13 protein-coding genes and 1 pseudogene are annotated in these 14,458 nt (G+C 58.5%); 8 read left to right on the top strand and 6 right to left on the bottom strand.

The features are described 5' to 3' along the window. The 4 genes from EH240_RS40280 to EH240_RS35590 all read right to left on the bottom strand — a co-directional run. Positions 1 to 86: FAD-binding oxidoreductase (locus tag EH240_RS40280; protein WP_148101166.1), on the bottom strand; the 86-nt coding region annotated here is incomplete at its 3' end. Between the two features lie 121 nt (positions 87 to 207). Beyond that, entirely contained in the window at positions 208 to 822 is a 615-nt protein-coding gene (locus EH240_RS35600) for a short chain dehydrogenase (RefSeq protein WP_125007028.1), read from the bottom strand. A 22-nt stretch (positions 823 to 844) separates the two neighbouring features. Beyond that, entirely contained in the window at positions 845 to 1,717 is an 873-nt protein-coding gene (locus tag EH240_RS35595) for a dihydrodipicolinate synthase family protein (RefSeq protein ID WP_125007027.1), read from the bottom strand. A gap of 17 nt (positions 1,718 to 1,734) precedes the next feature. Continuing rightward, positions 1,735 to 2,979: an NAD(P)/FAD-dependent oxidoreductase gene (locus EH240_RS35590; RefSeq protein ID WP_245436681.1), complete on the bottom strand. Its 1,245-nt coding sequence runs from the start codon at positions 2,977 to 2,979 to the stop codon at positions 1,735 to 1,737. A 248-nt stretch (positions 2,980 to 3,227) separates the two neighbouring features. Here EH240_RS35590 and EH240_RS35585 point away from each other — a divergent pair, with 248 nt between their 5' ends. The 6 genes from EH240_RS35585 (at position 3,228) to dddP (ending at position 10,951) form a co-directional block, all read left to right on the top strand. Beyond that, on the top strand, positions 3,228 to 4,136 hold the full coding sequence (locus tag EH240_RS35585) for a LysR substrate-binding domain-containing protein (protein WP_125007026.1): 909 nt from the start codon (positions 3,228 to 3,230) through the stop codon (positions 4,134 to 4,136). 260 nt (positions 4,137 to 4,396) lie between these two features. Further along, on the top strand, positions 4,397 to 5,938 hold the full coding sequence (locus EH240_RS35580; protein ID WP_125007025.1) for a trimethylamine methyltransferase family protein: 1,542 nt from the start codon (positions 4,397 to 4,399) through the stop codon (positions 5,936 to 5,938). A 62-nt stretch (positions 5,939 to 6,000) separates the two neighbouring features. Further along, positions 6,001 to 7,650, top strand: coding sequence for an ABC transporter substrate-binding protein (locus EH240_RS35575; protein ID WP_125007024.1), 1,650 nt, complete (start codon positions 6,001 to 6,003; stop codon positions 7,648 to 7,650). A 95-nt stretch (positions 7,651 to 7,745) separates the two neighbouring features. Then, complete coding sequence (locus EH240_RS35570; RefSeq protein WP_125007023.1) at positions 7,746 to 8,438, top strand: corrinoid protein; 693 nt, start codon at positions 7,746 to 7,748, stop codon at positions 8,436 to 8,438. An 82-nt stretch (positions 8,439 to 8,520) separates the two neighbouring features. After that, complete coding sequence (locus EH240_RS35565) at positions 8,521 to 9,552, top strand: GlxA family transcriptional regulator (RefSeq protein ID WP_167484306.1); 1,032 nt, start codon at positions 8,521 to 8,523, stop codon at positions 9,550 to 9,552. Positions 9,553 to 9,616: 64 nt separating this feature from the next. Next, positions 9,617 to 10,951, top strand: coding sequence for a dimethylsulfonioproprionate lyase DddP (gene dddP, locus EH240_RS35560; RefSeq protein WP_125007021.1), 1,335 nt, complete (start codon positions 9,617 to 9,619; stop codon positions 10,949 to 10,951). Between the two features lie 407 nt (positions 10,952 to 11,358). Here dddP and EH240_RS35555 read toward each other — a convergent pair. Further along, positions 11,359 to 11,607, bottom strand: a pseudogene (locus EH240_RS35555) (IS91 family transposase); the annotation flags it as partial. A gap of 683 nt (positions 11,608 to 12,290) precedes the next feature. On the opposite strand from EH240_RS35555, the gene EH240_RS35545 reads away from it, so the two are divergent. After that, entirely contained in the window at positions 12,291 to 12,971 is a 681-nt protein-coding gene (locus EH240_RS35545) for a peroxiredoxin-like family protein (protein WP_125007019.1), read from the top strand. 116 nt (positions 12,972 to 13,087) lie between these two features. Here EH240_RS35545 and EH240_RS35540 read toward each other — a convergent pair whose 3' ends face one another. Next, entirely contained in the window at positions 13,088 to 13,474 is a 387-nt protein-coding gene (locus tag EH240_RS35540; RefSeq protein WP_125007018.1) for a hypothetical protein, read from the bottom strand. Between the two features lie 34 nt (positions 13,475 to 13,508). On the opposite strand from EH240_RS35540, the gene EH240_RS35535 reads away from it, so the two are divergent. After that, the gene (locus tag EH240_RS35535; RefSeq protein ID WP_125007017.1) at positions 13,509 to 14,240 is read left to right on the top strand and encodes a hypothetical protein; all 732 of its coding nucleotides are present in this window, start codon (positions 13,509 to 13,511) and stop codon (positions 14,238 to 14,240) included. Positions 14,241 to 14,458: the final 218 nt, after the last annotated feature.

Below are 14,458 nucleotides of genomic sequence, written 5' to 3'. Positions count from 1 at the left end.
TCGAGCTTGGCCAGGTGATAGGCGACCGAGCAGCCGGAGACGCCGCCGCCAATGACAACGGCGCGAGCTTTGGACGGAATAATCAAGCGGTCTTACTCCCGTTACCAGACCAATCTATGTCGGATAAGCCGATGCCGGTGCGAGCAACCAAACCGGCCGCCGATGCACACTTCGGCTCGCATGTCAGCCCGTTGTGCGACATTCAGGTCAGCGATCTCGTGACCATCCAATCCTGTAAACACATCCTGTTTGCCTGCCTTCGACACTTTTGACGTAACCAAGCACCACGTCGGTGGTCGCGACGGCCTTCGAACCCTGGAAGTAAGGACTGTAGAGCCGAGAGGACTCCTCGAGCATAGTCGGACTTACCAGATTGATCCGACGATCTTGGCGAAGCTCAATTGCAGCACTTCGGACAAATCCCTCGAGCGCGCCATTGACCATCGCGGATGATGTTCCGAGCGATATCGGATCGTCGTTCGTTGGACCGGAGGTCAACGTGAACGATCCTTCCTCACGAAGGAATTCAAGCCCAAGTCTGACAAGGTTCACCTGCCCCATGAGTTTACTTTGCAAGCCGATTGCGTATTGCTCGATGGTGAAGTCCGCGAGCGGGGCGAACTGAACCGCGCCCGCTGTGCATATCAGAGCATCGAACTCGCCGATCTGGCTGAACATTCGACTTATGGACGAGGGATTGTCGATATCGGCCTGGAAATCGCCGGTGCTTCGGCCGACAGCGATGAGATCATGGCGCCTGGCGAGTTCAGCCGACACGGCCTTGCCGATCACGCCACTCGCACCAACATGAACGATTCTCACGAAGCCCTCGCCTCTCTGCGCCTTACACGCCCAACGGTTCCAGCGAACGGCGAAGCTGCGCTTCCTGATCTGCGGAGAGCTTTCTCAATGGACTGCGAACATTACCTGTTCCGTAGCCGCGCAGTTGCGCCGCTCGAAGTACCGACGGCGTATAGGGCGACCTCCAGATAAAGAGCAACGAGGGCAACATGCGCTTCCAGAGGGTTAGCGCCTGTTCGTATTCCTTGCGGTCCACTAATCTATATAGCTCGACCGCTTCAGAAGGCATGTAATTCGCACCACCCCATATGACGCCGCGTGCCCCGGCCATCAAAGCGTAGAGCGTGGTGGTGTCGCAGCCATTGAGCACCGTTCCGCTTGTCTGCAGGTACTCCTGATGGACAGTAAAGTCCCCTGCGCTGTCCTTGATGTAGTTGAAGTTCTTCAACTGGCTCAGACGCTCAAACAGCTGTGGCGAAACCGAAATGCCGGTGGCCTGCGGGATATTGTAGCCGACCAGGTCGACACCTACTTCAGCGTCGATTGCTTTGTAGAAGTCGAAGATTCCCTGCTCATCTCCCGGGCCCTCCAGGTAGGGTGGCAGAACCATCAATGCGTCGGCGCCGACGGACTCCGCGTGACGCGACCTTCTGATGACTTCGTCCATATTCAAAGCCGAGGTCTGGCAAATCACGTTGCAGCGACCAGCTATTCGCTTTGCACCTACTTCGTAGAGGCGGTTGCACTCGGCCTCGGTAAGATAGGGGTGTTGCCCGGTTCCTGCTCCAAGCACCAACCCGTGAACGCCTGTGGCGACATACTTCTCGATCAGTTCCTCGAAAACCGAGTAGTTGATCGCACCATTCTCATCGAACGGTGTCTGCATTGCCAGATTTATACCCTTCAGGTCCGCCATGATCTCTCTCGTTGTATCTAGACTTCAGCGCCGGCCTGTCGGAAACGGACCGCGGTTAGGATGCGAACGCCCATCGCTGTGACAGGCCTGGGATAGGGCTTGCTGGGACTTGCGCGCGTCTTCAGGATGTCGACTACCGGCGATGATCGCCCTGACGCCAGATCGGCTACGGCCTTGCCGAAGGCTGCTCCTCGCGCGACGCCAGTTCCGTTGCAGAATGCAGCGCCGTACACCTTCTCCGCCAACTCGCCGAAGACCATTCCGCCATTTTGTGCGAGGGTAAGAAGGCCGCCCCAGCTGGCCTCGAAGCCGATCGACGACAGCTCCGGCCACCGCCGATCAAACGCGATCTGCTGCTGCACCCGAGCCCTCATCACGTCCTGCGTGGTGGTCTTGAAGTCCGTCGCATAGGAATAGACGTTGCGAAGGAAAAGCCGGTTGTCGATCGTGCGACGAACCGTCGTGCCGAAGCTGTTGGCTGGGATAAGTCCGTAGGCTTTCTTGTTTCCCACCCGCGAAAGCTCGCTCTCGGTGAGCTGTCGTGTCATGCTCGCAAATGTGTACAGCGGTATTGCGCGGTTGTCGAAGAAACCGAACTTCGTCAGATAGCCTGACGCGCAGATGATGACCTTCGAAGCTCTGATTGTTCCGGCGGGCGTCTCGCAGATGTGCTTCGGCGCCCCGAACTGCACCGCCACGATGGGGGTGTTTTCGTGAACGGTGACGTTCGCGGGCAGGCTTCTTGTCGCGTTCTTGAGATACTTCGCAGGCTGGACCAAGACGGTGCCAGGATGATGCAAGGCTTTGATGTAGTGCTTGCTGCCGGTGATCGCCTGGATTTCGGGGGTCTCGACCCAGCTGTAGTTCTGCCCAAGCTTATCCAGCGCCTCCGAAAAGCGGTGCAGATCCTCCACACCGTGAGCGGTGGCCGCGCTGTGGTATTTTCCCTGCGCGTCCCAGTCGCAATCGACCCCATGCTCTTCGACAGCGCTTCGGATGTAGGCGATCCCGTCCAGGTTAACGAACAACTCTTCCTTGTTCCCCTTGATGTCTTCGACAAAATCGCGCTTCCGAGGATTGTGCGCGAGATCGATGACGAAACCCATGCACCGTCCGGACGCATTGTTCCCAATCCGGCCAGCGTCTACCAGGACAACCGAAGACTGCGGGTTGAGTTCGGCAAATCGGCGGGCCGCGTGCAGCCCCATCCAGCCGCCGCCAATCACCAGGCAGTCACACGCAACGTCGCCTTCTTGCGGCACCAGCGCCAACTCGGGTCCTGCCGTAGTGTACCAGCCGGACATAGTCGGTTCAGGATGGGGTGGCTGAACGACTTTGCGCTCTTTAGTCATTGTTCGGTTGAACGAATTCACTGCCAACTCGCTGGGTTAAGGCGGCCGGTGACGAAGGCTTCGCTACCATCCGCGGTCGTGTTGTTTGCTGTTTGAAATAGACCAGTTGGCGGGTGTCTCGTAGACGGAAAAGATAGCGTCTGATATAGATCTGCTTCATGTCAAAGCTTCGCAGCCTAGTGCCCTCGACGCATTCGCTTTTTGTCTTCGAAGCGGCTGCCCGAACCCAAAGTTTCAAAAGCGCAGCCAGCGAGCTCAGCGTGACGCAACCGAGTGTCTCGCACTCGATCAAGATGTTCGAGAAGCATTGCGGGACCGCGCTCTTTGCCCGTGACAATCGAGGAGTGCAGCTGACGGAGGCTGGCAGGCAGCTCTACGATGAGGTGCGCACTAGCTTCCGCCGTCTGGAACAGCGGCTTGAAACCATTTCCGATCGCGGAACGAAGTACGTCACTTTTGCTGCGTCGACATCCCTCGCGGCACATTGGCTTGCGCCTCAGCTCTATCATTTCCAGGAAGAGCATCCGGACGTTAAGATCAAGGTGGTCGGCACCGATCGGGACATCGAGCCCGATCATGAAGTAGACGTCACCGTATGGGTGCGGCCACGGGATTTTGATAGGGTCAACAGCTGGTTCGTATGCGACGAGATCATTTTCCCCGTCTGCTCCCCCGCATATCTTCTGGCGCACCCCGCTCCAAAGAGCGTCGATGAGCTGGTTCGACATCAGCTCATTCATTCGTCCGATGCCTTTCGCAAGCGAATGAGCTGGCCCGAATGGGTCGAGCTTGCAGGCGGAGATGCCAGCGAGACCAAACCGAACATTGTATTCAACGACTATCAGCTGGCGCTCCAGGCAGCTCTTGCAGGCGAAGGAATCTCGCTGGGATGGTCCCTGACCGCCCAACACCTGCTTAACAACCGCCTGCTGGTTCGGCCCATCGCGACTGAGATCAAAACCGACCGCGCCTTCTTCCTCTTGTCCAATGATGACGCAGGCAAAAACAAGAGGTGCAAGGTTCTGGTGGACTGGTTCCTCGCTCAGTCAAAGGAATTACGCCCTTAGACTAGACGGCTACCGGTCAACGCTCCCTCGGTTCTCATACCCACCTCCGCGTCGCTTTTCGGGCTGTCCTTACCAGGTAGCGAGTGCCCTGCGCTGTCGACCCAGGCATAAACTGAGTTTAACACCAGCGAAACCTTTTGCGAATTCTCAGGATGATCGTTGGCCCCTATTGTCAACGTCAATGAGCAGGGCCGCGTTCCGTACGCGGACCGAAGAAAGTTCTGTTGACGGGGACCTTAGCGCCCCTCTGGGAAAACGCGATGATGGACTCTGATTCTCCCGTAATCCGGCGCCGCGGAGGACGCGCGTCGGTCGTAGCTGCCCGGGAATCCGAGAAGAGGCCTCGCGTCTCGACAATCAAGTACGGCATTCGGCCTGTGGAGGCCGTCACCGCTGAGCAGCTTGAGCGCATTCACCAGGCTTCGTTGGCGATCCTGCGCGAGATCGGAATCGAATTCCGTGATGAGACGGCGATCCGGCAATGGAAGGAGGCTGGCGCCGATGTCCAAGGCCAACGTGTGCGCCTCGACGGCGAGATGCTGATGCATCTCATCTCCAAGGCCCCATCCCGCTTTGAGATGACTTCTCGCGATCCGTTACAGCGTTTCGAGATCGCGCCAAACACAATGACTTTCAGCGCCATGCAAGGCGCGCCAAACGTCCGGGACCTTCAGGGTGTGCGACGCGCATCCACGATCGAGGATCTGCGGAACATGAACCGGCTGACCCAGATGCTCCCCGGCTTCCATATCGCCGGCGGGTTCACCTGTGAACCGACCGACATCGCTGTTCCATGGCGCCATCTGCACATCAACCATTCGAGCCTGGTGGAAACGAACATGCCCTTCTTCGGTCTGACGACCGGGAAGCAGCGAGCCGAGGACTCGATCGCCATGGGGCAGATCGTCCACGGCAAGGCCTTTATGGATCAGAACGCGGTGATGCTCGGTCACGTGTCGGGAAACTCGCCGCTGGTCTGGGATTCGACCATGCTGGAAGGGCTCCGCGCTTTCGTCGAGGCGAACCAGGTCGTCCTGCTGTCGCCTTTTGTGCTCGGCGCCGCAAACACTCCCGCCGACATCCCGGCCACAATCGCGCAGTTGAACGCCGAGGCGCTCGCAGCGCTCGCCTACACCCAGCTGGTCAGGCCCGGCGCCAAAATGATCTATGGGCAATATTCGGTCTCGGTGTCGATGCGCAGCGGCGCTCCGATGTCCGGCATGCCCGAAGTCACTCTCATCAACGCCGTCATCGGCCAACTGGCAAGGCGGTATGGCTTGCCGTGGCGAACGACTGCATCCCAGTCGTCCGCCAAGACCTTTGATGCTCAGTCCGGATACGAGTCGGCGATCGCTTACATGTCGGGAGCGAGCGCATGCGCGAACCTGATGATGCATGCGGGCGGCTGGGATGAGGCTGGCCTCGTGTGCTGCATGGCGAAGTTTGTCGCCGATGCTGAACAGAACCTGCTGATCGAAAAATACGCGCAGGGGATTTCTTTCGAGCATTTCGACGACGCTCTCGAGGCCGTGCGGCGCATCGGTCCCGGCGGCCACTATCTCGGAGATTCCTTCACACTCAAGCGCTTCAAGGACGCATTCTTCGCGCCGGAGATCCTCGATTACCTCAGCTACGAGCAGTGGAAGGTCAAAGGCTCCAAGGACATGGCGCAGCGCTGCCGTGAGAAGGCGAAATCGATCATCGCGAGCTACGAGCAACCGCCGATGGACCCTGCCGTGCGCGAGGAGCTCGATGCTTTTGTGGCGAAACGCCAGGAGGAGATTTCGCCAAGCATTGCCTGACGCTCTGCCTCCGACTCGACCAACAAAGTCAATGAAACGGGAACACAACAAGGGAGAACGAAATGGGATTTTTCAAAAGCAATGGGGACCGCATACCCGCTGCGATCGAGGAAATGGCGGGTGAGGTCAAGGCTGGCAGGATGGATAGGCGCGAGTTTCTGGCGCTCGCAAGCACCTTCGGCGCCTCCGCAGCGATGGCTTATGGCCTGATTGGAGTGGCCCTGCCCCAAACGGCGCGTGCAGCCGAACCAAACAAGGGCGGCACCCTACGCGTCTCCATGCCTGTCAAGGCGCAGAAGGATCCCCGCACCTACGACTGGGTGGAAATGGCCAACATTACACGGAGCTGGCTCGAGCCCCTCGTGACTTACACGCACAAGTTCACGTTCGAACCCGTCCTGCTCGAAAGCTGGGAGGTCAACGACGACGCCACCGAGTATACGCTCCACGTCCGCAAGGGCGTCACTTGGAACAACGGCGACGCGTTCGACGCCGATGACGTGGTCTTCAATATCACTCGCTGGTGCGACAAGGGTGTATCGGGCAATTCAATGGCGTCCCGTGTCGGAGCCCTGATGGACGCCAAAACCGGCAAAGCGCGAGATGGGGCAATCGTCAAGGTCGACGACCACACGGTCAAGCTTAAGCTCAGCCAACCCGATATCGCGATCATCGCCAACTTCACCGACTATCCGGGACTGATTGTGCATCGCGACTTCGACAAGGATGGCGCCGATCCGATCAAGAAGCCGATCGGCACCGGAGCATTCGAGCTCGTCTCATACTCGGTCGGCAGCAAGGCTGAGGTGAGGCGCCGCACCAATGGTAAGTGGTGGGGCGGCGAGGCCCTGCTCGATGGCGTACAGTTCATTGACTATGGAACCGACTTCCAGGCGACTGTGTCAGCGTTCGACTCCGGCGAGGTCGACATGAACCTCGAAACGCCGGCGGACTTCATCGACATCCTGAACAAGATGGACGTGGTCAAGTCTGAGGTCGCCACCGCGACGACGCTGGTATGCCGCACCAACACCACGAACAAACCGTATGACGACAAGAAGGTCCGCAACGCCCTTCAGATGGCAGTTGACAACAATGCCGTTCTTCAACTCGGCTACAATGGCCGCGGCACCGTCGGTGAGAACCACCATGTCAGCCCAATCCACCCTGAATACTATGCGTTGCCGAAGAAGGCTCGCGATCTCGATGGCGCCAAGAAGCTGATGGCAGAGTCGGGACACGCGGACTTCGAGCACGAGTTGATCTCGATCGACGAGGAGTGGCAGAAGAATACCGGCGATGCGATTGCGGCCCAGTTGCGTGAGGCTGGGTTCAAGGTGAAGCGCACGGTTCTTCCAGGTTCGACGTTCTGGAACGACTGGTCGAAGTACCCTTATTCATTGACCGTCTGGTACATGCGGCCGCTGGGCGTGCAGGTTTTGGGCCTGGCTTACCGGACCGGCGAGGCATGGAATGAGACCGCCTACTCTAATCCTGATTTCGATGCCAAGCTCAAAACGGCGTTCTCGGTCAGCGATCCCGCCAAGCGGAAAGAACTTATGAAGGACCTCGAAACCATCTTGCAGGACTCCGGCGTGATCATCCAGCCATTCTGGCAGAGCCTCTTTGGTCACATGAGCAAGAAGGTCCAGAACTACGCGATCCATCAGACTTTCCAGATGGATCTGCAGAAGGTCTGGCTGGCAGCCTGATCAACTCCCAGGGCTGAGCCGGAAGCCTGGTCGGTGCCCCTTCGTCACGAAGAGGTACCGATCTTTTGAATTCGCAGATCGGGTACGATTACCAAATGGCTGACGAAGAGATCATCCTTTCCGAGCTTTCCGATGAGGAACTCGTGCAGCAGATGCACGACGACCTCTATGACGGCCTGAAGGAAGAAATCGAGCAAGGAACGCACATCCTTCTCGAGCGCGGCTGGCAGCCCTATACGGTTCTGACCGAGGCGCTTGTCGAAGGCATGCGTATCGTCGGCGAGGATTTTCGCGACGGCATCCTGTTCGTACCGGAAGTGCTGCTCTCGGCCAACGCGATGAAGGCCGGCATGTTCATCCTGCGACCGCTGCTCATCGCCACCGGCGCGCCGAAGCAGGGCAAGATCGTTATCGGCACCGTTAAGGGCGACATCCACGACATCGGCAAGAACCTTGTCGGCATGATGATGGAGGGTGCTGGCTTCGACGTCATCGATCTCGGCATCAACAATGCGGTCGAGAAATATATGGCAGCGATTGAGGAGCATAAGCCAGACATCGTCGGCATGTCGGCGCTGCTCACCACCACCATGCCCTACATGAAGGTGGTCATCGACACGATGAAGGAAAAAGGCATCCGCGACGACTATGTCGTGCTGGTCGGCGGTGCGCCTCTCAATGAGGAGTTCGGCAAGGCCGTCGGCGCCGACGCCTATTGCCGCGACGCTGCGGTAGCGGTCGAGACCGCCAAGGACTTCATGAAGCGCAAGCACAACACGCGCAGTTGATGGCGGCAGCGTCCATCCTGCAAGACGCTGGTGCCAACGCTACCGCCCATGTTGATCACCATCAACGAGGATGTATGACCTTATGAATGCGCCATTTTCAGCGGGAGACCGTTCGCGGATCGTGGGATGGAATGCCAGCCGGCAGGTGATCGATACCCAAGACGTGTACCGACTGGTTATTCTTGCACTTCCGGGATTTTCCCAGCTCGGCCTTTCATCCTTCGTGGATCCGCCTCGCCTTGCCAATTCCATCTCCGGCCGATCCTCCTTCGAGTGGACGATTGCGAGCCCGGATGGCCAGCCGGTTGAATGCGCCAGTGGGTTCATCCTTTCGGTCGACAGCAATTTTGCTGGCACTGGACAATGCATTCAGTCCGGCAAGGGACCAAGCATGGTCATCGTCTGCGCGGGCGAGTGGGTCCAAAAGCAGATGTCGACTTCCCTCACGAAGATTCTTCGGCTTTGCAAGCGGCACGGGGTTCCAATCGCGGCGTTGGGGACCGCGACATGGCTGCTGGCGGAAAGCGGGTTGCTCGACGATACCGCTTGCACAATCCATTGGGACAAGAGGGCCGCCCTGTCTGAAAAGTTTGGCAGCCTTGAGGTGACCGACCGACTGTTCGTTCGTGATCCATACTTCGTGACTTGCGCAGGAGAATTCGCGTCCTTCGACCTCGTTATGGAGCTGATCAGTGAGCGCCTTGGCAGAGACATCGCTTTAGCTGTCTGCCGACATACGACAGCCGGGCATTGGCGCCCTGCTTCGGACAGACAATGGACTGTCAATGCTGGTGAAACCGGCATCTGCAAGGCGCTGGCAGACGTGATTCGAATCATGGAGGAGCACATTGAGGACCCACTGCCGCTCCGCTACATCGCAAAATGCGTCGGCCGCTCACAGCGTCAAATCGAACGGCTTTTCCAGCGGTCGATTGCCTCGTCTCCCATGCGATTCTACCTGCATTTGAGACTTAGCCGCGCCAAGCGCCTCATTGAACAGACAGAATTGCCCGTGGTCGAGATCGCAATCGCATGTGGTTTCGCATCGGCATCACATTTCTCGAAGTGCTTCCGGCAAACGTTCGGTGCGAATCCGAGCGCTTGTCGATCCTGATCTTCAGCGATGACAGTGAACGCGGTAGGACCACCGACACGCATATTCGGCAGTTGGAAACATCATGATGTCTTCGTTTTCGATCGTGAATCACAAGATTGATCCTACGCGAGGCGCAACGGCACTGAAGGCGGACGGGACCATCGACAACAACGATCGAGTGGAAATCGGCCCGACTGACGTAGCTTTTGCTGAATGGGAGCAGCTAGGACTCACTGCCCCTAACGTGGAACGGATGAGGAAAACCCGGCTAAACCGCATCGTGCAACAGCTGCGCCAACGGGATTACGCCGGCGTGCTTTGTTTCGATCCGCTGAACATTCGATACGCGACCGACTCCTCGAACATGCATATCTGGACCATGCACAATCCGTCGCGAGCCGTGTTCGTGTCAGCGGACGGGTATGTCGTTCTCTGGGACTTTCACCGCTGCAGTCATCTTTCGACTTACCTGCCGCTCATCAACGAAATCCGAGACGGAGGGGCGGGCTTCTACTATTTCGTTGCCGGCGATGCAGAGGAACCAATCGCCAAACAATTCGCGGGGCAGATCGATGAATTAATGCGACGCTGTGCCGGCAAGAACCGACGTCTTGCCGTCGACAAAATCGAAATTCCCGGCCTGCGCGCGATGGAAGCAGTCGGCATCGAGGTCTGCAACGGGATGCAACTCATGGAGCATGCGAGGGCCATCAAGGGTGTCGACGAGATCAACGCGATGCGCTGCTCGCTAGCCACATGCGAAATCGCCGTTGGCAAGATGCGCGAGCGTTTGCGGCCAGGCATAGCCGAAACAGAATTGTGGTCGGTTCTTCATGCCGAAAACATCGCCCGCGGCGGCGAGTGGATCGAAACGCGCATTTTGACTTCCGGCCCACGCACGAACCCGTGGATGCAAGAAGCCGGCCCTCGACGCACAATACCAGGGGATCTGGTCGCCTTCGACACCGACATGGTCGGGCCTTATGGCATGTGTGCGGATTTTTCGCGCACTTGGTATTGCGGCGACGGTAGGCCAACCGACGAACAGCGAAGGCTACACGCCATCGCGTACGAGCACGTGATGACCAACATGGCGATGCTCAAAGCTGGAGTATCATTCAACGAACTAACCGAGCGCGGCCACAAGCTCCCTGCGGAGTTCGTCGATCAGCGATATGGCGTCATGATGCATGGCATCGGCCTATGCGACGAATATCCCGCCATCCTCTATCCTCAAGACTTTATCCCGGGAGCATTCGACTATGTCCTCGAGCCGGGGATGACGTTGTGCGTTGAGGCCTATATCGGTGCCGTTGGCGGCCGTGAAGGCGTGAAGCTCGAAGAACAGGTTTTGATCACGGACAGCGGGTTTGAAAACCTGACAAAATGCCCATTTGATCCGGCTTTGATGATCTAGGATTGTCCAGCTGTGCAACTGTTCGTCGATTAGCCGTGTCCGCTTTTGTGATGGGTTTCGGATGCCGGCCATCCACGTGTTGGCCTAGCGCCGGGGCCGGCGCCCGAAAGCCTCCAGGGAACGAACCCGCGGGATGGAGGCTCGGTTCCGGCGCTATGGGGATTTAGCGTTTGTGCTTGGTGTGTTGTGGTCGAAGTGACGCGGCTGGCGGAGGGGAATGACGCTGTTGACGGCGGATCCAGCCTCGCGGATGCGGCGCATGCCGCGGCGTTGTGGTTGCCGGACGGGCGATTTCGGCGTGGCGAGCTGTGAGGTTCGTGTTGGCGGGCGGCGGCGCACGAAGCCGTCCATCCGGGGACGATAAGATCCCTCGGCAAAGATAATGCGCGGTGACGAGCGGGGCATGATCATGATGCTCGGGCTCTGCTTGTCGAGCTGCCGGACGGGGGCGCTCTGGCATCGCCGCCGCGCTCGAAGGTCTCGATGATGATCATGCGCCCGCCGCAGCACGGACACGGCGGCCGCCAGTCGGTTGGGGCGGCCGCATCGGCGCTATCGGATCCGCCGCACTCGGCCTTGGGCGGGGGCGCGGCGAGAAGCTCGCGAGCGCGCGCGATGTTGGTCTTGGCGTGCGCGCTGGCCAGCAGCCCATAGTGGGGCTCGTCGTTCAAGAGATGCTCCTGCGTCATCGCGCCCGCACCGTCCTAGTGCTTTGCCCGGCCTCTTTGAAGGAAAAGTGGCGCGTCGAGATGCAAGAGAGGTTCGGGCTCGAGTTCCAGATCGTCGACACGGATTACGTCATCCTCAACGACGCCTGTCGTTGGCTCGCCCTCTTCGCCGTCGCCCTCCCCCTGGCCAAGACCGGCCGGTATATCCCCGGGCAGGAGCTTCTCCTTCGACAGCAAGGCCCCTGTGCATCATTGGGACACAGATTCACGGTAGGCGTTTCGCCGCTGCCTGATCGGCAAGGTTCGACCCCTTGCGGACCCTGATCGTTGCAGACTTGAGCGTCCAAAACGAGGTCGGGAACCTGACCTCCAGCGCAAGTATTGCGGCGTGCTCTGTGTTAGGTCGCCACATTTAGCGTCCGGTCACATCGAGGCCGCCAGGCTGGCGGTTAGCTACTACAGAGCCGCTCAAGACAGCGCGAGAAACGGGCGACCCGCAGATGCGTTTTCCGTGTTATGATGGAGTTGCGACGCTTGATCTCCACCTCGGCAATGGCAGAGGCCGAACGTCACTTTGCCTTGGCGCAGGAAGTTTGCGCCCAACACTGGTTCAACTCAGAAGCGCTGGTGTGCCACGTTTTCTTGACTGATCCGAGGCGAGGAGGTTGTCCATGTCCACGAGTAGTATCGACCGCCCGCTGCAGCTCGGCGACCGGGCACCGAATATTGTGCTCGACGCGATCTCGCGCGAAGGCAAGATCGCGCTCGACGATTTTCGAGGCCGTAGCCCGTTACTGGTCGGTTTGTTTCGAGGCCTGCATTGTCCATTCTGCCGGCGCCATGTCGCGGCGATGGCGCAGCTCAATCCGGCTCTGAAGGAGAAAGGCATAGAATGTCTCGCAGTAATCAAGACGCCGGTCGAACGTGCGCGGCTCTACTTCCGTTACCATCCGCTACCCGATCTTCTTAGCGCATCCGACCCGGAGGGCGCTTCACACCGCGCCTTCGGTTTACCCATCCTCGAGCTCACGGAGAATGAAACCGAATGGCCGCACAAGCTCGGTATGGACGCGGTCATGACAATGCGGATCGATCTGCCGGGGGAGTTGCCCGAGCCGATGAACCCGGCTGCGGCGGGCGACTTTCTTGAGAAAAAGGACGGGTACAAAATTACGGAGGCCGACCGGCAGATTATGATCGCCGGTCACATGCCGCTTATCGGCGAGTTCTTGCTCGATCGGGAAGGCGTTGTGCGCTGGAGCTTCACGGAAGCTGAAGAGGAAGGCCAAAATGTATGCCGGGCTCCAAATCCCAAAGAATTGATGTCGGCAGCTTCCCAAGTTGCACATTAATAGGCTCTGAAAAACTCGCTCGACGACCACCGTCCTGTGTGATTCTGTGGGGTTGAACCATCATCGAGATGCTCAAGCGCGGCGGCTAAGGCGCGCCCGTAAGCTTCATAGCGGAGTTACCCGGCGCTAGAGTGAGCGAGCCTCAGCGCATATGCGGGGCGACGTCCGTTCCCTGCCGCGATTACGTCGTCCCAATAGGCGCCCCATACGGCAAGTTTCCACCCTCTTGTGACCTCAGAAGAACGCGAAAGATCGACTCGTTCCGGAATCTCGGGTTTCGAGTGCACTATGGCGCAAGTCGGTCCCATGACCGACGTTTCCGGACAAATTTTCCCGCCCGAAAACCCGACATCGAGCGCAACCAGCGGTCGACAACGTCGTAAAGCAAAATCATTGCTGCCGCGTTGGGCAGCATCATTGCGATCATCATGACCCCACCACATGACGAACATCAGCCCGGCATAGCGAGTGTCCCAGACGACGGGCTTCATCATCATGTCCATGCCTTGCCCGACCTCGTCCGGGGAAGTTGGGAACATGCCGACGACACTCACTCCAGACCGACCCCACCGGTCTGTCTTCGGGACGACCGCCGACACCAAGAGCGGCATCATCGGCCGGTCGAGAGGGGGGTATTCCATTGCGGGTACCAAACCTTCGGTTTTGCCACTAGAAGCGATAACGCACTCCAACAGTATTCGCGTTGGAACCCTCTCCCATGTTTCCAAACGTACCACCGGCACCGGATCTGTGGTGGAGCTGATAGACAAGTTCAAAATTGGGGGCCTGCCTCAGCCTGAAAGAAAGCTCCACGCCGATAAAACCAAGGAACGATGCATCGCCGTCGTAATAGATTTCGCGAGCGCGCTCGATCTTGGTGACGCCCGCAACGGCACTCAATCCGGCCGTCAGCGCCGGCGCAATCGCCAGATCGCCGATGACAAGGCCCTGGTGGCGAAGCCGCACCCCGACCCAAAGTTCACCGGATGTATCGTCGTCCTCGCCAAACCTTATGGCAGCCCCAGTCACACCGCCAAGAATGAAACCAGCGCCAACATCGGCGAAGTCACGGCCATAGGCAGCTCCGATCATTTAATTGTTGGTATAGTCGGCGCCGAAGATGTTTATGGTGTCCCCGAAGGATCCGGTCGCAAAGACGCCACCAAAAATATAGATGTCATTCTTCGTCGGTTGACCGGCAGCGAAAGGATCGTCGGTGGCAAAATAGATGAAGGGAGAATTATTATCGGCGAGGGCAGAAGTGATTGAACCGGTCAAGATCAACGCAGCCAAAGCCGCTTGCACCCCGCGCATGGACAAGCTCCGAATCAATCCCCAGTCGATCATCATTCTTCCGGTATTTCACGGGAAGAAACAAGATCTCTGCTCCCAGGAAGTAGTACCGGCTCAGTGAATACGGAGCCGAGCCCTGTGCCCGGCTCCGCTGACGGACCTACGGAACCTTGCCTGTTAGGCGACGACGTTCA

The sequence above is a fragment of the Mesorhizobium tamadayense genome (assembly GCF_003863365.1).
Classification (GTDB): domain Bacteria; phylum Pseudomonadota; class Alphaproteobacteria; order Rhizobiales; family Rhizobiaceae; genus Mesorhizobium; species Mesorhizobium tamadayense.
This window is presented reverse-complemented; position numbering and strand designations above follow the sequence as displayed.